This window comes from uncultured Tateyamaria sp., assembly GCF_947488715.1.
Taxonomy (GTDB): domain Bacteria; phylum Pseudomonadota; class Alphaproteobacteria; order Rhodobacterales; family Rhodobacteraceae; genus Tateyamaria.
This window is the reverse complement of record NZ_CANLAG010000003.1, coordinates 192,516-210,529: the sequence shown is the minus strand read 5'-3', so window position 1 is coordinate 210,529 and position 18,014 is coordinate 192,516. Positions and strand designations below refer to the sequence as shown.

At 61.4% G+C, this 18,014-nt stretch carries 22 protein-coding genes; 11 read left to right on the top strand and 11 right to left on the bottom strand.

All coding sequences use genetic code 11. The features are described 5' to 3' along the window. Positions 1-6 precede the first annotated feature (6 nt). The 5 genes from Q0936_RS08930 to Q0936_RS08910 all read right to left on the bottom strand — a co-directional run bounded on the left by Q0936_RS08930 (position 7) and on the right by Q0936_RS08910 (position 3,930). A complete protein-coding gene (locus Q0936_RS08930; RefSeq protein ID WP_299294012.1) occupies positions 7-351 on the bottom strand; it encodes a hypothetical protein in 345 nt (114 codons plus the stop codon). Between the two features lie 496 nt (positions 352-847). Next, positions 848-2,488 carry a chaperonin GroEL gene (groL, locus tag Q0936_RS08925; RefSeq protein WP_299294016.1) on the bottom strand — a complete coding sequence of 547 codons (1,641 nt, stop codon included), beginning with the start codon at positions 2,486-2,488 and terminating at the stop codon, positions 848-850. Between the two features lie 67 nt (positions 2,489-2,555). Further along, positions 2,556-2,843 carry a co-chaperone GroES gene (locus tag Q0936_RS08920; protein WP_299141726.1) on the bottom strand — a complete coding sequence of 96 codons (288 nt, stop codon included), beginning with the start codon at positions 2,841-2,843 and terminating at the stop codon, positions 2,556-2,558. Between the two features lie 172 nt (positions 2,844-3,015). Then, entirely contained in the window at positions 3,016-3,735 is a 720-nt protein-coding gene (locus tag Q0936_RS08915; RefSeq protein WP_299294014.1) for a DUF2161 family putative PD-(D/E)XK-type phosphodiesterase, read from the bottom strand. 21 nt (positions 3,736-3,756) lie between these two features. Next, positions 3,757-3,930 (bottom strand): hypothetical protein, encoded by a 174-nt coding sequence (locus Q0936_RS08910; protein ID WP_299378032.1) that lies wholly within the window; start codon positions 3,928-3,930, stop codon positions 3,757-3,759. Positions 3,931-4,259: 329 nt separating this feature from the next. On the opposite strand from Q0936_RS08910, the gene Q0936_RS08905 reads away from it, so the two are divergent. From Q0936_RS08905 to Q0936_RS08880, 6 genes are all read left to right on the top strand, one after another. After that, entirely contained in the window at positions 4,260-5,180 is a 921-nt protein-coding gene (locus Q0936_RS08905) for a manganese-dependent inorganic pyrophosphatase (RefSeq protein WP_299295138.1), read from the top strand. A 10-nt stretch (positions 5,181-5,190) separates the two neighbouring features. Then, a complete protein-coding gene (locus Q0936_RS08900; RefSeq protein WP_299295140.1) occupies positions 5,191-5,571 on the top strand; it encodes a heavy metal-binding domain-containing protein in 381 nt (126 codons plus the stop codon). Positions 5,572-5,733: 162 nt separating this feature from the next. Then, positions 5,734-6,606, top strand: coding sequence for a TIGR01459 family HAD-type hydrolase (locus tag Q0936_RS08895; RefSeq protein WP_299295141.1), 873 nt, complete (start codon positions 5,734-5,736; stop codon positions 6,604-6,606). Positions 6,607-6,694: 88 nt separating this feature from the next. Then, positions 6,695-7,138 (top strand): MaoC family dehydratase, encoded by a 444-nt coding sequence (locus Q0936_RS08890; RefSeq protein ID WP_299295142.1) that lies wholly within the window; start codon positions 6,695-6,697, stop codon positions 7,136-7,138. A gap of 67 nt (positions 7,139-7,205) precedes the next feature. After that, positions 7,206-8,138 (top strand): bifunctional riboflavin kinase/FAD synthetase, encoded by a 933-nt coding sequence (locus Q0936_RS08885; RefSeq protein WP_299295143.1) that lies wholly within the window; start codon positions 7,206-7,208, stop codon positions 8,136-8,138. Further along, the gene (locus tag Q0936_RS08880; protein ID WP_299295144.1) at positions 8,135-8,605 is read left to right on the top strand and encodes a YcgN family cysteine cluster protein; all 471 of its coding nucleotides are present in this window, start codon (positions 8,135-8,137) and stop codon (positions 8,603-8,605) included. Before Q0936_RS08885 ends, Q0936_RS08880 begins: the two co-directional genes overlap by 4 nt. A gap of 237 nt (positions 8,606-8,842) precedes the next feature. Here Q0936_RS08880 and Q0936_RS08875 read toward each other — a convergent pair whose 3' ends face one another. Next, the gene (locus Q0936_RS08875) at positions 8,843-9,640 is read right to left on the bottom strand and encodes an alpha/beta hydrolase (RefSeq protein WP_299295145.1); all 798 of its coding nucleotides are present in this window, start codon (positions 9,638-9,640) and stop codon (positions 8,843-8,845) included. Continuing rightward, entirely contained in the window at positions 9,637-10,236 is a 600-nt protein-coding gene (locus tag Q0936_RS08870; RefSeq protein WP_299295146.1) for a 2-hydroxychromene-2-carboxylate isomerase, read from the bottom strand. The genes Q0936_RS08875 and Q0936_RS08870 overlap by 4 nt, the downstream gene beginning before the upstream one ends. A 106-nt stretch (positions 10,237-10,342) precedes the next feature. On the opposite strand from Q0936_RS08870, the gene Q0936_RS08865 reads away from it, so the two are divergent. Next, on the top strand, positions 10,343-11,362 hold the full coding sequence (locus Q0936_RS08865; protein WP_299295147.1) for a ribose-phosphate pyrophosphokinase: 1,020 nt from the start codon (positions 10,343-10,345) through the stop codon (positions 11,360-11,362). A gap of 3 nt (positions 11,363-11,365) precedes the next feature. On the opposite strand, the gene Q0936_RS08860 is transcribed toward Q0936_RS08865, so the two are convergent. After that, positions 11,366-12,418 (bottom strand): fatty acid desaturase, encoded by a 1,053-nt coding sequence (locus tag Q0936_RS08860; RefSeq protein WP_299295148.1) that lies wholly within the window; start codon positions 12,416-12,418, stop codon positions 11,366-11,368. A gap of 118 nt (positions 12,419-12,536) precedes the next feature. Between Q0936_RS08860 and Q0936_RS08855 the strand changes: the two genes are divergently transcribed. The 4 genes from Q0936_RS08855 to Q0936_RS08840 all read left to right on the top strand — a co-directional run bounded on the left by Q0936_RS08855 (position 12,537) and on the right by Q0936_RS08840 (position 15,478). Continuing rightward, positions 12,537-13,352 carry an ABC transporter substrate-binding protein gene (locus Q0936_RS08855; protein ID WP_299295149.1) on the top strand — a complete coding sequence of 272 codons (816 nt, stop codon included), beginning with the start codon at positions 12,537-12,539 and terminating at the stop codon, positions 13,350-13,352. 44 nt (positions 13,353-13,396) lie between these two features. Continuing rightward, a complete protein-coding gene (locus tag Q0936_RS08850) occupies positions 13,397-14,158 on the top strand; it encodes an amino acid ABC transporter permease (RefSeq protein WP_299295315.1) in 762 nt (253 codons plus the stop codon). Then, on the top strand, positions 14,145-14,873 hold the full coding sequence (locus Q0936_RS08845) for an amino acid ABC transporter ATP-binding protein (protein ID WP_299295150.1): 729 nt from the start codon (positions 14,145-14,147) through the stop codon (positions 14,871-14,873). Before Q0936_RS08850 ends, Q0936_RS08845 begins: the two co-directional genes overlap by 14 nt. 140 nt (positions 14,874-15,013) lie before the next feature. Further along, entirely contained in the window at positions 15,014-15,478 is a 465-nt protein-coding gene (locus tag Q0936_RS08840; protein ID WP_299295151.1) for a hypothetical protein, read from the top strand. Between the two features lie 123 nt (positions 15,479-15,601). Here Q0936_RS08840 and Q0936_RS08835 read toward each other — a convergent pair whose 3' ends face one another. From Q0936_RS08835 to atpD, 3 genes are all read right to left on the bottom strand, one after another. Further along, positions 15,602-15,952, bottom strand: coding sequence for an H-type lectin domain-containing protein (locus Q0936_RS08835; protein WP_299141745.1), 351 nt, complete (start codon positions 15,950-15,952; stop codon positions 15,602-15,604). Between the two features lie 123 nt (positions 15,953-16,075). Next, positions 16,076-16,513: a F0F1 ATP synthase subunit epsilon gene (locus Q0936_RS08830; RefSeq protein ID WP_299295152.1), complete on the bottom strand. Its 438-nt coding sequence runs from the start codon at positions 16,511-16,513 to the stop codon at positions 16,076-16,078. Between the two features lie 74 nt (positions 16,514-16,587). Beyond that, a complete protein-coding gene (gene atpD / locus Q0936_RS08825) occupies positions 16,588-18,012 on the bottom strand; it encodes a F0F1 ATP synthase subunit beta (protein ID WP_299295154.1) in 1,425 nt (474 codons plus the stop codon). Positions 18,013-18,014 lie beyond the last annotated feature (2 nt).

Below are 18,014 nucleotides of genomic sequence, written 5' to 3'. Positions count from 1 at the left end.
CCGCTACTAGCCGTCATAGAAGGTGATCGTTGGCGCGCTAATCACGCCTCCCGCTTTCATCGATGCCTGTAGCGCGGGATCACTTATAAAGGCCTGCGCGCGTTCTGCGCTTTCCCATTTGAACATTGCAATGATTTGATTGGGAAAGCCGGGGAACCTGTTGATCTCGAAACTCAATTCACCTGCGTCCTGGCGGAGTGCCAGATCATTGTCGAACGCGGCGCGCCACGTGTCATAGTTCGTAACCTCAAATGCGACCATCATCCAAACGGGATCGTTGGCAGGCTTTTCGTCAGCCGTTAGCACGGTCGGGGTGAATGCCATCATCAGTGCGAAAAGAAGTCTCTTCATATTGTGTCTCCAAGCAAAAGTAGCCGTGGGCAAGGGTCGCACCAGCGCGCATTTTAACCGTCGACCGACGGGGGTGCCCGGTTCAATCGTCAGAACACTGTGAGGTTGGATGCGAGGCCCGTTGGCCGTGGGGAGAGACTATTTGAGGGCACAGAATGCGTCGATGGGCATCGCTGCAAACACCGCTTGCAGAATTGCAGCGCATTCGGATTAGGCAGAGCGGACATTCATAACATAGGAGGCATTGTCCGTTTCGTCCGCACACCCGACATCCGTTAAACGCATCATTCCAATCCAAGCCAGCCCGTTTGCCGGTACAAACCATCGCAACGTTTTTGGGACCGTTTTCTGCGCAAACGACGCTGTCGGGGCAGATGACGTGACAAAGGCCCCACGAGGGGGCCTTTGCTTTTGGGTTTGACACTTCCCCTGTCGGGACCGTTTTGCGGGCAAAACGACCCTGCCGGGGGACAGACTTCGCTGAAGCGAAGTCTGCTTACATCATGCCGCCCATGCCGCCCATGTCGGGCATTGCGGGCGCGCCGCCGCCGTCTTTGGCGGGCTTGTCGGCAACCATCGCTTCGGTGGTGATCAGCAGAGCTGCGACCGATGCGGCGTCTTGCAGGGCTGTACGCACCACTTTGGCCGGGTCAATCACGCCGAAGGAGAACATGTCGCCATATTCTTCGGTCTGCGCGTTGAAGCCGAATGTGACGTCGTCGCTTTCGCGGATCTTGCCGGCAACCACGGCACCGTCCACACCGGCGTTCTCTGCGATCTGACGCAGGGGCGCTTCGATGGCCTTGCGCACGATCGAGATACCGACGTTCTGGTCGTTGTTGGCGCCTGTCAGACCTTCGAGGCTTTTGGCAGCTTGCACCAGAGCGACGCCGCCGCCCACGACAACACCTTCCTGAACAGCAGCACGTGTCGCGTTCAGAGCATCGTCCACACGGTCCTTGCGCTCTTTCACTTCGACTTCGGTCATGCCGCCGACGCGGATCACGGCAACACCGCCAGCCAGTTTGGCCACACGCTCTTGCAGTTTCTCACGGTCGTAATCGGAGGTGGTTTCTTCGATCTGGCCGCGGATCTGAGCGACGCGCGCTTCGATCTCTGCCTTCTCGCCGTTACCGTCGATGACTGTGGTCTCGTCCTTGGTGATCTGGATGCGCTTGGCGGTGCCCAGCATGTCCATGGTCACGGATTCCAGCTTCATGCCCAGTTCTTCGGAGATCACCTGACCGCCGGTCAGAATGCCGATGTCCTGCAGCATGGCTTTGCGGCGATCGCCGAAACCAGGCGCTTTGACAGCTGCGATTTTCAGACCGCCGCGCAGTTTGTTGACAACCAGAGTGGCCAGCGCTTCGCCTTCAACATCTTCGGCGATGATCAGCAGGGGCTTTTGCGACTGAATGACTTGCTCCAGCAGCGGCACCATGGGCTGCAACGACGAGAGTTTTTTCTCGTGCAGCAGGATCAGGCAGTCTTCGAGCTCTGCGGTCATCTTGTCCGCGTTGGTCACGAAGTAAGGCGACAGGTAGCCGCGGTCGAACTGCATGCCTTCGACAACATCGGTCTCTGTTTCCAGGCCTTTGTTCTCTTCGACGGTGATCACACCCTCGTTGCCGACCTTCTGCATCGCGTCTGCGATTTGCTGACCGATGTCGGATTCGCCGTTGGCCGAGATCGTGCCGACCTGTGCCACTTCGGCGCTGTCGGACACTTCGCGGGCCGCAGCCTTGATCGCGTCGACGACTTTGACTGTCGCCAGGTCGATGCCGCGCTTGAGGTCCATCGGGTTCATGCCAGCGGCAACCGATTTCATGCCTTCTTTGACGATGGCTTGTGCCAGAACAGTTGCGGTTGTTGTACCGTCGCCTGCTTCGTCATTGGTGCGGGAAGCAACTTCCTTCACCATTTGTGCGCCCATGTTCTCGAACTTGTCTTCCAGTTCGATTTCCTTGGCAACCGACACACCGTCTTTGGTGATGCGGGGCGCGCCGAAGGATTTGTCCAGAACCACGTTGCGGCCTTTGGGGCCCAGCGTGACTTTGACGGCGTCTGCGAGGATGTTCACACCAGACAGCATCCGGTTGCGGGCATCTGTGTCGAATTTGACGTCCTTAGCCATGATATTTCTCCTTTGAGAATGTCGTAGTCGTAGGGTGCGCAGTCACTGCGCACCATGCGTCCGGGCTCGATTACTCGATGATGCCCATGATGTCGGATTCTTTCATCATCAGCAGCTCTTCGCCGTCGATGGTGACTTCGGTGCCGGACCACTTGCCGAACAGCACTTTGTCGCCGGCTTTCACAGCCATCTCGATCAGCTCACCGCTGTCCTTGCGGGCGCCGGGGCCTGCGGACACGATTTCGCCCTCGCTGGGCTTTTCCTTGGCGCTTTCGGGGATGATCAGCCCGCCAGCGGTTTTCTCTTCGCTTTCCGTGCGGCGTACCAGCACGCGGTCATGAAGCGGTTTCAATGCCATCTTTGCAGCTCCTTAAGGCTCAAAGTTTCTCCCTTGAGGCCGCTTTCGGCCCCGTTAGCACTCAGCATGTCCGAGTGATAACGACGCGTAGTTAGGCAGACCGGGGACCTGAGTCAACGCCTCTGCGCGCCGTGCCATCGAAAATTCTCTGAAAATTGGAGGGAGCCTGTGCCTAGCCGCCCAGCACATCCCCTGATGCCGCCACGGCGTCAGCACCTTTGGGGGACAGACCGTAGATGCCCTTGTCGACCTTTTCGAACCAGCCGTAGTGGTCGTCGCGCATCATCGTGGTGGCGCGGGCCACACCGGTTTCGCGGGCCACATCCGCGCCTTTGCTGGCACCCACTTCGAACAGGTACATCGCCAGTTTCAGGGCGTCCTGACGGTAGGCAGTGATCAGCCCCACGCGGGTTTGACCGCCGTCGTTGGGATCCCCCACACGGCCCGCGAATTCCCTGAGCAACTGCCCCTGACGCTTGGTGTTCTTGCGCGGTGCATATGGCCCCGGATCGCAATGCACCTGCACCAACGCGTCCGACACGCGCACCGTCATCAGGCCAATCCCGAGGCGGCGGCACAGGCGGGTCATGTCCTTGGCGGATTTCAGGAACCGCTTGCCCTTGCCGCGCGTCACGGCCATGTAGACGTCATCCGTCACCGACAGGCGCGCGACGCATTGATGCACGAGGGTCAAGGAAAACCCCAGCTTCAACTCGACGATCACCGGCGGCTCGGCCCCGCGCAGGGCCACCACATCGGCAGCACCAACCTCGGATTTCACCACATATCCCTGCCCTTCGAGAAAGGCTTTGACGGGCGGGTAAAGATCGGTTTCGCGCTCGGCCACTTGGGTCTGCTCTGGTCTGTTGCGGGCCGCGCAAGGAAACCCCACGCGCGGCCCGCTGGCAAGGGACTAGCGCCCCCCGGTGCGCCCCGGAAAGCGCGGTGGCCGCCCGCCACGCACCTGGGTGCGCAGGTTCTGGCGGTCCGCTTGCGTCACGGCGGGCCGTTTTGCACCCGGCTTGACGGGCGTGGACACAGTTCGGGTGTCGCCGCGCGCGCGGCGTTTGCTGGTTTTTCTGGGCATATGGTGCCTCGTGGGTCTGAAATCTTGGAACATGCGGCGCAATGCGCCACGGATCACATCACCCGCGCGGGGCGGGTCAGGCGGACTTGTCCATTGTCAGATCACTCCTGTCTGAAGGGCGCGCATCAGGGGCGCGGGAACGGGCGTGCGGTTCAGGCCAGTTTGTCCATGTGCAGGGCACTCCTTTTCAGATGCGATAACGGTATCTGGCCGGGCCGCCATGCGTCAAGCGCATACCGCGACATTTGGGCAGGGACACCCCCCGTGACACGGCCACACACCTTGTTATAAGGGCGCAAAATTCATACCCGCCCGAAGGACGCATTCACATGACAACGCTTGTATTTGGCCACAAATCCCCCGACACCGATTCCACCGGATCGCCGATCATCTGGTCGTGGTACCTCAACGAGATCAAGGGCGTCGAAGCCGAGCCGGTGCTGCTGGGCGAGCCGAACACCGAGGCGGCGTTTGTGCTGCAAAAGTGGGACCTGCCCAAACCGCGCATCATCAACGCCGTGGACGCCGACCAACCCGTCGTAATCGTGGACACCAACAACCCCGCCGAACTGCCTGATGCGATCAACGATGCCGACATCACGGCCATCATCGACCACCACAAGCTGGTGGGCGGCCTTGAGACCAAAGGCCCCATCGACATCCGCATCGAGCCGCTGGCCTGCACGGCCACCATCATGTGGAAGATGATCGGCAAGGACATGGCGCAGATGCCCACGGGCGTCAAAGGCGCGATGCTGTCCTGCATCCTGTCGGACACGCTGGAATTCCGGTCGCCCACCACGACACAGGAAGACACCGCGATTGCCCATGACCTGGCCAAGGATCTGGGTGTCGACATCTCGGCCTATGCCTCCGAGATGTTCGAGGCGAAATCCGACGTCTCCGCGTTTTCCGACGCCGAACTGCTGCGCATGGACAGCAAGGAATACGCCGTGGACGGCACGCAGTTCCGCGTCTCCGTTTTGGAAACCACCGCGCCCAAGCTGGTGCTGGACCGCAAGGACAGCCTGATGGCATCCATGGTTGATGTGGCGAAGGAAGACGGCGCGGACGAGGTGCTGCTGTTCGTCGTGGACATCCTGAACGAAGAAGCCACGATGCTGATCCCCAACGACCGGGTGAAAGGCGTGGCCGAGAAAAGCTTTGACGCGACCGTGACAGGCGACACCGTTGTCCTGCCCGGCATCATGAGCCGCAAGAAACAGATCATCCCGAACCTCAAAGTGTAAGAGGCTTCACATGAAAACGACCCTTGTCGCTTGCGCCGCAGCGCTTGTGTTTGTGGCGGCCTGTGATGTGCAGGACGGCCAATACGTTGTACCGGCATCCGGCGAGAAAGCACCGCAAGCGGTTGCCGCGCCAAGCACGCCGGACAGCATTCAGGTTTTTGAAGAGGCACCAAACCGTGCCTTTTCGAGCCTGGGTGAGATCGAGATCGACGTGAACAAACTGACGGCGTTCCATCCCAACCCCACGCGCGAGCAGGCTATCGAACGTCTGCGCCAGGAAGCGGCCAAACGGGGTGCGGACGCGATCATCAACGTGACTGTCGGCGAGGTCAAAATCTCTCCGATCAGTTGGGGCAGCCGCAACGCGACCGCCACAGCGGTCAAGTTCTGAACCTGAACGGACGCGAGATGCGCCTTTCGGAATAGGGCGACATGAACAACTGCTTGCCCCGGTGATCCGGGGCAAGCTGGGCATTTGCAGATATGCCCATTGGTGCTTTCACCATGGACGCCATTGTGGCAGACCGCACGCACCTCAACCTGCGGAGGCTTTATGGCCCAGATCATCACCGCCCTTTCCGAGATTTCCGACCGCTATGACGCGCTGTTCGTCGACCTGTGGGGGTGCGTGCACAACGGCGTGCATGCCCTGCCCGAGGCGGTCGCCGCGTTACAGGCATATCGCGCCAAGGGCGGCAAGGTGGTGCTGGTCACCAATTCGCCGCGCCCCCGCGCTGGCGTGACCAAGCAGCTGGTGCATTTCGGCGTGCCGGATGACGCGTGGGACACCATCGCCACCTCGGGCGACAGTGCGCGCGCGGCGATGTTCCGCGGTGTGGTCGGCTCGCACGTCTATTTCATCGGGCAGCCGGGGGAAGAGAAATTCTTTGAACCCATCGGCGTCATCAAGGAACCCATCGACGTCGAGATGGTGCCGCTGGAGCAGGCGGAGGGCATCGTGTGCACCGGCCCGCGCGATCCCATGGCGGATCCGGACACGATGCGGCCCGAATTCCTGATGGCCAAGCAGCTGGGTCTGAAGCTGCTCTGCGCCAACCCCGACATCGTGGTGGACCGGGGCGAGGTGCGCGAGTGGTGCGCGGGCGCTTTGGCACAGCTTTATACCGAGATGGGGGGCGAAAGCCTCTATTTCGGGAAACCGCATCCGCCGATCTACGATCTGGCACGGCGGCGGTTGTTCGAACTGGGCGTGGACGTGCCCGACAGCGGCATTCTGGCCATTGGCGACGGGGTGCTGACGGACATCGCGGGCGCCATGGGTGAGGACATTGATTCCCTGTTCATCTCCGGCGGGTTGGCCGCAGAAGAGACAAAAACGTCGCACCAGCCGGACGCGGATGCGCTAAGCGCCTATTTGCAAAAGGAAATGAGCGCGCCGACCTTTGCGATAGGGCACTTGCGCTGACATTCTTTTCGCTTGATTTTCTGCGCGCGCAAAGTAATAACCTTGCGTGAACGCCGCGCTTGCGGTCAGAAAGTTACCGGAGCCTGACATGTTGGACAACCTGCCGCGCGGCACAATCTGCATCGAAGATATCGAGATGGGCATGACCCGCCACCTGCGCAAACAGGTGACGGACCGCGACATCGAGATGTTTGCCGAAGTGTCCACCGACCACAATCCGGTGCACATGGATGATGCCTATGCCCGCGACACGATCTTTGCCGGGCGCATTGCGCATGGGATGCTGACCGCCGGTCTGATCTCTGCCGTAATCGGGGAGCAGTTGCCGGGCCACGGGACCGTTTACATGGGCCAGTCGCTGAAGTTCTTGGCCCCTGTGCGCCCCGGCGACATGGTCTATGCCGAGGTCAAGGTGATCGACATCGACTTTGCCAAGCGGCGCGTGCGTCTGGATTGCCATTGTGCGGTGGATGGCAAAAAGGTTCTGATCGGCGAGGCCACGGTGCTGGCGCCGTCGCGCAAGTTCGACTGACACGGCCCCGCCGGTTGGTGGGAAACTGCATCTTGCCCTCGCCTGTGCGCGGGACTAGGCAAGGGCCATGAAGATCATTCGCGACTATCAGTTTGTGGACCCAAGCGATCGCGGCGCGAGCGTGGCGATCGGGAATTTCGACGGCGTGCATGTGGGCCACCGGACGGTGATCGACCTGGCACAGGCCGCAGCGCCCGATGCCCCCTTGGGCGTGCTGACCTTTGAGCCACATCCGCGCGAGTATTTTGCCCCCGACGCCCCGCCCTTTCGCCTGATGAGCCAGGCCGCGCGGGCCAGCCGATTGGACAAGATCGGCATCCGCTATCTCTTTGAATTGCCTTTCCATTCTGGCCTCGCGGGCCTCAGCCCAGAGGAATTTGCACGCGACGTGATCTGTGACGGTCTTGGGCTGGCGCATGTGGTTGTGGGGGCGGATTTCTGCTTTGGCAAAAAGCGCGCAGGCACGGCGCAGGATCTGGTGCGGTTCGGCGATCAGATGGGGTTTGGCGTTACGGTGGCACCACTGCTGGCGCGGGGCGACAAGACGGTGTCGTCCACAGCCATCCGCACCGCATTGACCGAAGCACGGCCAAGGGACGCCGCCGACATGCTGGGCCATTGGCACCGGATCGAAGGGCCGGTGATCGGCGGCGAACAGCGGGGCCGCACGCTGGGCTACCCAACCGCGAACATGTCCATCGAAGGGCTGCATCCGCCAGCTTTTGGCGTTTATGCCGTTCTTTTCAATGTGTTGGACGGGCCACACAAGGGCGCGTATCACGGCGTGGCGTCCATGGGCGTACGCCCGATGTTCGGGGAAAACCTGCCCAATCTGGAAACCTATGTCTTTGATTTCTCTGGCGATCTTTATGGCGCGCCGGTGTCCGTGGCGTTGGTCGAACATCTGCGGGGCGAGGAGAAATTCGACAGCCTTGAGGCGCTGATCACCCAGATGGATGCCGACAGCGCGCAGGCCCGTGCAATTCTGGCCGCCCTATGAGCGATCCGATCCCCCGCGACGGGCTAAGCCCCCGGTTTTGGGAGAAAAAACCGATCTCCAAACTGTCCCGCAAGGAGTGGGAGGCGCTGTGCGACGGCTGCGGCAAGTGTTGCCTGAACAAGCTGGAGGACGAGGACAGCGGCGAGGTGGCGCTGACCCGTGTGGCGTGCCGTCTGCTGGACGATGACACATGTCTTTGCGCGCATTACGACACCCGCCACCAGTTCGTGCCGGACTGCATCGTGCTGAAGCCGTCGAATATCGAAGACCACCTCTATTGGATGCCGCAGACCTGCGCCTACCGGCTGGTGTATCACCGGCAGCCGCTCTTTGACTGGCATCCGCTGATCTCAGGCACGCCGGAGAGTGTGCATGATGCGGGCATGTCGATGCGCGGGCGGACGGTGAGCGAATTCGACGTGGCCGATGACGATTGGGAAGATCACATCATCGACGAGCCGACCTGAGCGGTCGGTCCGTTAACCGGGCCTTTGCGCGCATGCGACGTCCACAAACCGCGCACGCGGGGCGTATAACCGAGCAGTTTGCAAGCCTGAACTGTACAGTTTGTGCGCCGCACACGGGGCAAGTTTCGCAGCCATCTCGGTAAAATGTACAGTTTCAGCCCGAGACTGCACATTTCGGCCAAGGCCTTGATAAATCGTAAATAAAAGTGGTTAACGCGGGTCGATATGCCGCAGTTTTCAGGTCCTGCCCAGCAGGTCCAGCCACACAGCGGCCACTGCATCCGGGTGGGTGATGGGCCCCATATGTCCCACATCAGGCAGTGTGATGTTCGTGGCGTTGGGCAAACGCCGCGCGATCGCGTTGTTCACGGGTGCGGCCATTTTGGACCGGGCCCCTGCGATCAGCAGCGCGGGCATGGTGGCGGCATCAAAGCGGCGGGGGCCAAGCAGGCCCGCGCTGTCGTCCACCAGAAACGGCGCGGAGTGCGTGACGAAGTGGATGCGGTCGGCCATGTACTGTCGGGTCAGGGCCGGGATGTCATCCCAGGCCGGACCTTCGGCCCATGTCGCGTTGAAGGCGCGCGCGGCGGCCTCGGTATTGCCCGCTGCGATGGCCGCATCAAAGGTCGCCGTGTCCTGTTTGTAGCGGGGCAGAAAGGTCGGGTCGTCGGCGATTGCGGGCGCGAAATAAACCGGCTCGTACATCGCAACGCTGCGCACGCGGTCGGCATGTTCGATGGCCAGCCGCAGGGCGACGGTCGCGCCAAAGCTGTGGCCGATAAGGTCGATGGGATCGGGGCCGATGTCGCCCAGCACCGACAGGGCCATGTCGGTGGCGGTGTCGTGCATGATCCCCTGCCCGTCCCAATCGCCGGACTTGCCATGGTTCGGCAGATCGAAGGCGTGCAGGGTGAGGTGGTCGCCCATGTGCTGCGCCAGCCCCCGCCACGCGCCGGAATGGGCGAGCGAACAGTGGATGGCCAGCACGGGCCGCGCGCCGGACCCGAAGGTCCGGCGGTGGATGTGTGGGATCACAGCTTGCCAGAGAGGTGCAGGTCGAGGTCTTCGATCTTGTCCTGGCCCCAGAACCGCTGATCCCCGTCAACGATGTAGAAGGGCGCGCCAAAGGCCCCCTTGTCGATCGCCTCTTCGAGGTTGGCGGCGTAGGTTTCTGCGCCACTCAAAAGGCCGCTGTCGGCAAGGCTGGGGTCGAACCCTGCGGCCTCGAGGCAGGATTTCACCACATCGTCCTGCGCGATGTCCTTGTCCTCGGCCCAGACGGCGCGCAGCACGCCCTGGACCAGCGCGCCCAGATCACCACCGCCTGCGTTTTGCGCCGCGATGATGGCGTAGGACGACGGGGCCGCATTGGTCGGCCAGTGGGCGGGTTTCAGGTTGAACGGCATCTCGTATTTCTTGGCCTGCCGCACCAGTTCCTGCGCCCGGTATTCGATGCGGTTGATGTGCCGGTCCTTGGGCGGGGTGCCGCCCGTGCGCGAAAACAGGGCCATGATGTCGAGCGGTTTGTACGTCACCGTCACATCGTGTTTTGCAGCAACCACTTCGAACCGATTCCCGGCCAAGTAGGCGTAGGGGGACAGTGTCGCAAAGTAATAGTCGATATGGGGCATTAAATTTCTCCGGTTCGGGGTCTTTGGCTTCGCGCGACGGTACGCCCGTGTTAAGCGGTGTCAACATCACGAATCTGTCACATTCGATGCTGCCCGGGGAAGACACATGCCGAATATCGAAGAGCCGAAGCTAATTTCGGGGAATGCCAACCTGCCGTTGGCCAAGGCGATCGCGCGGCGCATGTCGCTGCACCGGGGGGTCAATGTGGGGTTGGTCGATGCCCGTGTGGAACGGTTCAACGACGGCGAGATTTTTGTCGAAGTGTTCGAGAACGTGCGCGGCGAGGATATGTTCATCATTCAGCCGACGTCGAACCCGGCCAATGACAACCTGATGGAACTGTTGATCATGTGTGACGCGCTGCGCCGGTCGTCGGCGGCACGCATCACGGCGGTGATCCCCTATTTCGGCTATGCCCGTCAGGATCGGCGCACCAAGGCGCGCACGCCGATTTCCTCCAAGCTGGTGGCGAACATGCTGGTCGGTGCGGGGATCGAACGGGTGCTGACGATGGACCTGCACGCAGCGCAGATCCAGGGGTTCTTTGATATCCCCGTGGACAACCTCTATGCCTCGCCGATCTTTGCGCTGGACATCAAGACGCAGTTTGCGGGCCGCATGGACGAGTTGATGATCGTGTCGCCGGATGTGGGCGGTGTGGCGCGGGCGCGCGAGTTGGCCAAACGGCTGAACGCGCCCTTGTCGATTGTGGACAAGCGCCGCGAGAAACCCGGCGAGATTGCCGAGATGACCGTGATTGGCGACGTGAAGGACAAGGTGTGTCTGATCATCGACGACATGGTCGATACTGCGGGCACCCTGTGCAAGGCCGCCGAGGTGCTGGTCGAGAACGGCGCAAAGGAAGTGCATTCCTACATCTCGCACGGCGTGATGTCCGGCCCGGCGGTGGAACGTGTGACCAATTCGGTGATGAAATCGCTGGTCATCACCGACAGCATCCAGCCCACCGATCCGGTGAAATCCGCACCCAATATCCGCATCGTGCCCACGGCCCCTGTCTTTGCGCAGGCGATCCTGAACATCTGGCACGGCACGTCCGTGTCGTCCCTGTTCGAGGCCGAGACGCTGTCGCCGATCTATGACGGGATGTACGCCGCCGAGTGACGCCTAGATGGCGTGGGGCAGCAGGGCGTTGACCTCGTCCCGGTAGGGCGTGGCCCCTTCGGGCAGGTCCGGCACGATCACCGCATCCTTGTACCGCAACTGTTTGCGCAGCACCGGGATCAGCCGCCCGAAGGCCGCGGCCAGTGACGGGTCGGGCGCGGGCAGGTCGTGTTTGACGATCTCGTGCAGCGCCGGCAGGTTATAGTATGGCACCATCGTGAACATGTGGTGTTCGACGTGGTAGTTCATGTTCAGGTAGATAAACCGGCTGACCGGGTTCATCAGCACGGTGCGGGTGTTGAGCCGGTGGTCGGAGACGTTTTCCGCCATGCCCAGGTGTTGCAGCACCCCCGTCATCACCCGGTGCCACGCGCCGTAGAACGCAGGCAGCCCGATCACCATCAGCGGCAGGATCGACCCCATCCACAGCGCCAGCAGCAGCGTTGCCCCGTGCAAGCCGAGATGGATGCGGGCCACGCGGGTGATGCGTGCGCGGTCGCCGTCGCGGACATAGGTCTCCTCGCCCGGATGCAACCGCCCCCGCGCGTGCAGGACCATGCGCCGGATCATGTGCCAGCCATCGACCAGCCCGAACACGTTCAGCATCAGCAGCCCCAGATCGGGCGGGCGCATCGCCTGAATTTCCGGGTCGCGCCCGACGACAATGGTGTCGGTGTGGTGGCGCACGTGGCTGTGCCGCCAGACATACGGGTTGCGGAACAGCATGAAGCTGGCGATGTGATAGACGGCGTTGTTCATCCACTCGGTCCTGAACGCCGTGCGGTGGCCGCATTCGTGCCAGCGCGCATCCGCGCCCGAGCCATACATGACCCCGTAGACAAACCAGAACGGCGCGGACCACCACGATGGCCAGAGCGCGATGCCAATCGCCGCGCAGACCGCCATGATCCCCAGCCACAGCAGCGCATCGCGCCCCGCAATCGCGTCGGATTTCTGCATCAGCGCCCGCATCGCGTCCTTGTCGACCTGAGGGCGGAACCAGTTGGGCGTTTGCAGCGCGGGCGTGCTGTCGGTGAGGGAATAGCGCGTGTCCATACCCCGGACGCTAGAAAACACGGCAGGCCCGGTCAATCGTTTCGCGCGGGATCCGAACGGGCTGGACACCTTTGACGGCTTGGCGGAGTATTACCGCAATCACATGGGGAGACATCGCATGAAGACCTTTCTGACCGCCACCATCCTGAGCCTCGCCGCCACCGGCGCCTTTGCCGCGGGCCACTGCGCTGCGGGCAAGACGCTGACCGACGGGACGCTGACCATCGCCACGGGCAACCCGGCCTATTACCCCTGGGTGCTGAACGATGCGCCCGAAGCGGGCGAAGGGTTCGAGGCCGCCGTGGCCTATGCGCTGGCCGAAGAGATGGGATTTGCCGCCGATGCGGTGACATGGGTGCGCACGTCCTTTGACGAGGCGATCCAGCCCGGCGCCAAGAATTTCGACCTGAACATGCAGCAATATTCCATCACCGCAGAGCGCGACAAGGTGGTCGACTTCTCGGCCCCCTACTACACCGCGCCGCAGGCGGTGATGACCACGACGCCCGTGGTCGAAGGCGGGGCCACCGCCACAATGGAAAGCCTCAAGGGCCTGAAATGGGGCGTTGTGGCGTCGACCACCGCCCTGCCCGTCGTGATGGAACAGATCCAGCCGAGCCAGAGCCCGCTGGTCTATGACGACAATGCCAACATCACCGCCGCCATGAAGGCGGGCCAGATTGATGCCGCCCTGTTCGACCTGCCCACCGCGCTGTTCACGGCCGCGGTGTTGATGGACAATGGCGTGGTGCTGGGCCAGTTCGACCCCGCAGCCGCCGAGAACCCGGACCAGTTCGGCATGCTGATGCCCGAGGGTTCTGCGCTGAAGGCCTGTGTGGATGAGGCGCTGGCGGCGATGACCGAGAACGGCACGCTGGCGGCCATCGAGGCGCAGTGGCTGCAAGAGGCAACCGGGGTTCCGCTGATCAAGTGACACGGCGCGCGGCTTACGAGGCGCGGCAGAAACGCCGCGCCAACATGATCGCAGGGGTCAGCACCGCCGTTGTGCTGGCCCTTGTTGTGTTGCTGGTGCCGCTTGCTCCGGGGTGGGAGGCGGTGCGGTCGTCGTTCTTTAACGGCGAGGTGTTTGTGCGGGTGTTCCCGGACCTCTTGCGTGCCTTTGTGCTGGATGTGGCGATTTTCGCGTGGTCGGTGCCGTTGATCTTTGCGCTGGGGCTGGCGATTGCGCTGGCGCGGGGCAATACGAACCCCGCCCTGTTCCCGTTGCGCATCTTTGGCGCGGTCTATGTCGATCTTTTTCGCGGCATCCCTGTGGTTTTGCTGGTCTATCTGGTGGGGTTCGGCATTCCCGGTCTGGGCCTGCCGCGCCCGTGGAATTCGCCCTATATCTGGGGCACCGTCGCGCTGGTCCTGACCTATTCGGCCTATGTCGCCGAGGTTTTGCGGTCAGGCATCGAAAGCATCCACGCCAGCCAGCGCAACGCCGCCATCTGTCTGGGGCTGAGCGAGCGGGACACGATGCGCTATGTCATCCTGCCGCAAGCCATCCGCCGCGTGGTGCCTGCGAATATGAACATGCTGGTGGCGTTGCAGAAGGATGTGGCGCTGTTGTCCTTTATCGGCCCGGTCGAGATTTTGCGACAGGCGGGTATCTTCAAATCCCTGCTGGCGAATTTCACGCCCTATGTGGCGGCAGCGGTGATTTTCCTGTGCATCACCGTGCCCGCGACGCGTTATGCCGATTACCTGATGAACCGGGACCGCGATGCCAGATCCTAGATTATCCCTGCGCGGCGTGACCAAGAGCTTTGGCGAGGTGCAGGTGCTGCGCGGCATCGACATGGACATCGCAGCGGGAGAGATGGTGTGCCTGATCGGCGCATCCGGGTCGGGCAAATCGACGCTTTTGCGCTGCATGAACGGGCTGGAGCCGGTGGATGACGGCGCGGTGTTGCTGGACGGCGTGGACATCGCCGAGCCGGGTTTTGACCTTGGCCCCATACGCCAGCGCATTGGGATTGTGTTCCAGTCGTTCAACCTGTTCCCGCACATGACCGCCTATGAGAATGTGGCGCTTGCCCCCCGCCGAGTGCTGGGTGAGGACGCGCGCGCGCGGATCGAGGCGCTGTTTGCGCGGTTTGGTTTGGCGGATCACATGGCGAAATATCCCGACCAGTTGTCGGGCGGGCAGCAGCAGCGGGTGGCGGTGATCCGGGCGCTGGCGATGCGGCCGCAGACCATGTTGCTGGACGAGATCACATCCGCCCTCGACCCCGAGTTGGTGGGCGAGGTGCTGGATGTGCTGCGCCAATTGCGCGATGACGGCATGACGATGGTGCTGGCAACACACGAGATGGCGTTTGCGCGCGAAGTGGCGGACCGGGTGGTGTTCATGGATCAGGGCGTGGTGGCCGAAGAAGGGGTGCCGGAGCGGATATTTTCCTCTCCTGAACAGGCCCGCACGCGACAGTTTCTGGCGAGCGTATTGCGGTAAAACGGCTGGACTTTGGATGTCTGTTTTGAGCCCAAACCTGCACACTGCTGCGGAGTGCACGAAGGTCCGGTATCCTGTTGCGCGCTAGAAAAACGTGCCGAGTTCGCCTCTTAGTTCGCATGTGTGCGAAAATTTAGTACATGGACAATATGAAAAGCATTTTTGGTTTGTTTGTTGTCTCTTGGTTTGCCTTTGCTTTCTTCGAACTGAGTTTTGATCGCGAGATTTTTGTATCGTACACCGCGTCTGAGGTTGCGGATTACGATCCCGATGCTGGTCAGCCTAGGCTACTTCCAAGGGCGGTGACGGAATATCGAGTTCAACAAGATAGTGTGGTGAGTCGGACAGGGGAATACGTGAGTAAATACAATGACTGCACAGTCTTTGATAGTGACAATTGGACATGCACATATTCCGACGAATCAGGTACTTTCGGTGCGAGGCGGGCGAATTCTTCAGCCGCACTAACCTCGAAAAATTCCCTCATCTTAAATACCTTGATGAAGAAGAAACCCTGTCTCGATTTCGCTATATCATGCTTCAATGCAGATGGGACGCAACGGGTGGCATCGATGCAATTCTCTGCTTGTTCAGACCATTCATGACATAAAAGTTTAAGAGCGGTGTTGCTTCAAAGCGGACGCGAGAAAGTCCAAAGTCAACGGCAGCAAAGTTCGCGAAACCGACCTTCAAATCCCGCAAATGCTGCGCTGAAAGCGTACGCTACCCTAGTACAGATCCCATTCATCTGCCTGCCGCAGCTCGCCCATGGCCATCCAGGCCAGCCGTACGCGCGCCACGCGGGTGTCCCCCCAGGTGCGGAACACAAGGTCAAAGCCGTCATGGGTGATGGTTTCGGCCACGGCGTCCGCCCGAAGCGCAGAAGCGGTGTCCACGTCCCACATCGAGATGGACACATGAACGCTTGGCTCGGTTCGGAAAGGTTCGGAAAACGCGATCCTGCGGCGGCGCTCGCGCTGGCCCCGCCCGGTCCACATTTCACCGCCGTCTTCAAAGTCAGAGAACAGGACGGTGTCGCCCTGATCAATGCCAATGAGGTGGTTACGCAGTCGTTTCATTCGGTCGTCTTCTTGGTCGTCACAGTGTCGTAACACGTCATCACGGCAATTTAACGCCCAAAAAATGAAAAAGGCCCTGCGATCTGCAAGGCCTTTGACGATTTTCTGATGTCCACGCTGGGATCAGAGGTTGGGCTGCTTGGGGCTGAGCCCGATTTCGGACCCAACCGCGACCATATCGGCCAACAGTTTTGCAGCGTCATCCACCGGGCCAGCGTCGCCTTGGGCGGCGGCTTTGGCACGGTCATAGCTGTCCTGCGCCTCATCCATCATGGCGTCCATGTCACCCTGAGTGACGTCGGCGCGTGCAACCGCACGCTCGGCCAGGACGGATACACCGGATTGGCCGATTTCCGCAAACCCGCCGGTGACAACGAATTCGTGGGTCGTGCCACCAGCATCCACTTTTAGCACACCGGGACGCAGCGTTGTGATCGTGGGGGCGTGGTCGGCCATCACGGTCATGTCGCCATCGGCACCAGGGATCTGAACAGATGTCGCATCCATCGACGCAAGGCTGCGTTCGGGCGATACCAAGTCAAATTGCATATCGTTCTCCAATTTGGGGCGGCGGGGTGAACCCCGCCCTACGCCCGGAGATTGAGATGTAGGGCGGGTTTGAACCCGCCTTACGATTAGGCTGCGTCGGCTGCCATTTTCTCGGCTTTGGCTTTCACCTCTTCGATGCCGCCAACCATGTAGAAGGCGCCCTCGGGCAGGTGATCGTATTCGCCAGCAACAACAGCCTTGAAGGACGCGATTGTGTCTTCCAGCGGCACCTGCACACCGTCAGAGCCGGTGAACACTTTGGCCACGTCGAACGGCTGCGACAGGAAGCGCTGGATTTTCCGGGCGCGGGCCACGGTCAGCTTGTCCTCTTCGGACAGTTCGTCCATGCCCAGAATGGCGATGATGTCTTGCAGCGACTTGTAGCGTTGCAGGATCTGCTGGACGTCCGAGGCCACCTTGTAGTGCTCTTCACCCACGATCTGTGGGTCCATCAGGCGCGAGGAGCTGTCGAGCGGGTCCACGGCGGGGTAGATGCCCAGCTCGGAGATCGCACGGGACAGAACGGTTGTCGCGTCCAGGTGAGCAAAGGTTGTCGCAGGCGCGGGGTCGGTGAGGTCGTCCGCAGGCACGTAGACGGCCTGGATCGAGGTGATCGAACCGGATTTCGTCGAGGTGATCCGTTCCTGCATCGCGCCCATGTCGGTCGCCAGTGTCGGCTGGTAGCCCACCGCCGAAGGGATACGACCCAGAAGGGCCGACACTTCGGAACCCGCTTGGGTAAAGCGGAAGATGTTGTCGACGAAGAACAGAACGTCTGTGCCGGACGCATCGCGGAACTGTTCGGCCAGTGTCAGACCGGTCAGGGCCACACGTGCACGCGCTCCGGGAGGTTCGTTCATCTGACCGTAAACCAGGGCCACTTGGGACTCTTCGAGGTTGTCGGGCTTGATCACGTTGGATTCGATCATCTCGTGATAGAGGTCGTTGCCCTCACGGGTCCGTTCCCCCACACCCGCGAACACGGAGTAGCCCGAGTGCACTTTGGCGATGTTGTTGATCAGTTCCATGATGAGAACGGTCTTGCCCACGCCGGCACCGCCGAAGAGGCCAATTTTACCGCCCTTCGAGTAAGGGGCCAGCAGGTCGACGACCTTGATGCCTGTCACCAGGATTTCCGACTCTGTCGATTGCTCGGCAAACTCAGGCGCATCCGCGTGAATCGGGCGCTTTTCTTCGGCCTCGACGGGGCCACCTTCGTCAACGGGCTCGCCCACGACGTTCAGGATACGGCCCAGTGTCTTGGGACCGACGGGGACCATGATCGGGCCGTCTGTGTCGACAACTTCCTGACCGCGGACCAGACCCTCGGAGCTGTCCATCGCGATGGTGCGGACGGTGTTTTCGCCCAAGTGCTGCGCCACTTCCAACACCAGCTTGTTGCCGTTGTTGTCGGTGGTCAGAGCGTTCAGAATTTCCGGCAGGTGGTCATCGAACTGCACGTCAACGACGGCCCCGATCACCTGTGTAATTTTGCCTTTAGCATTTGCCATGT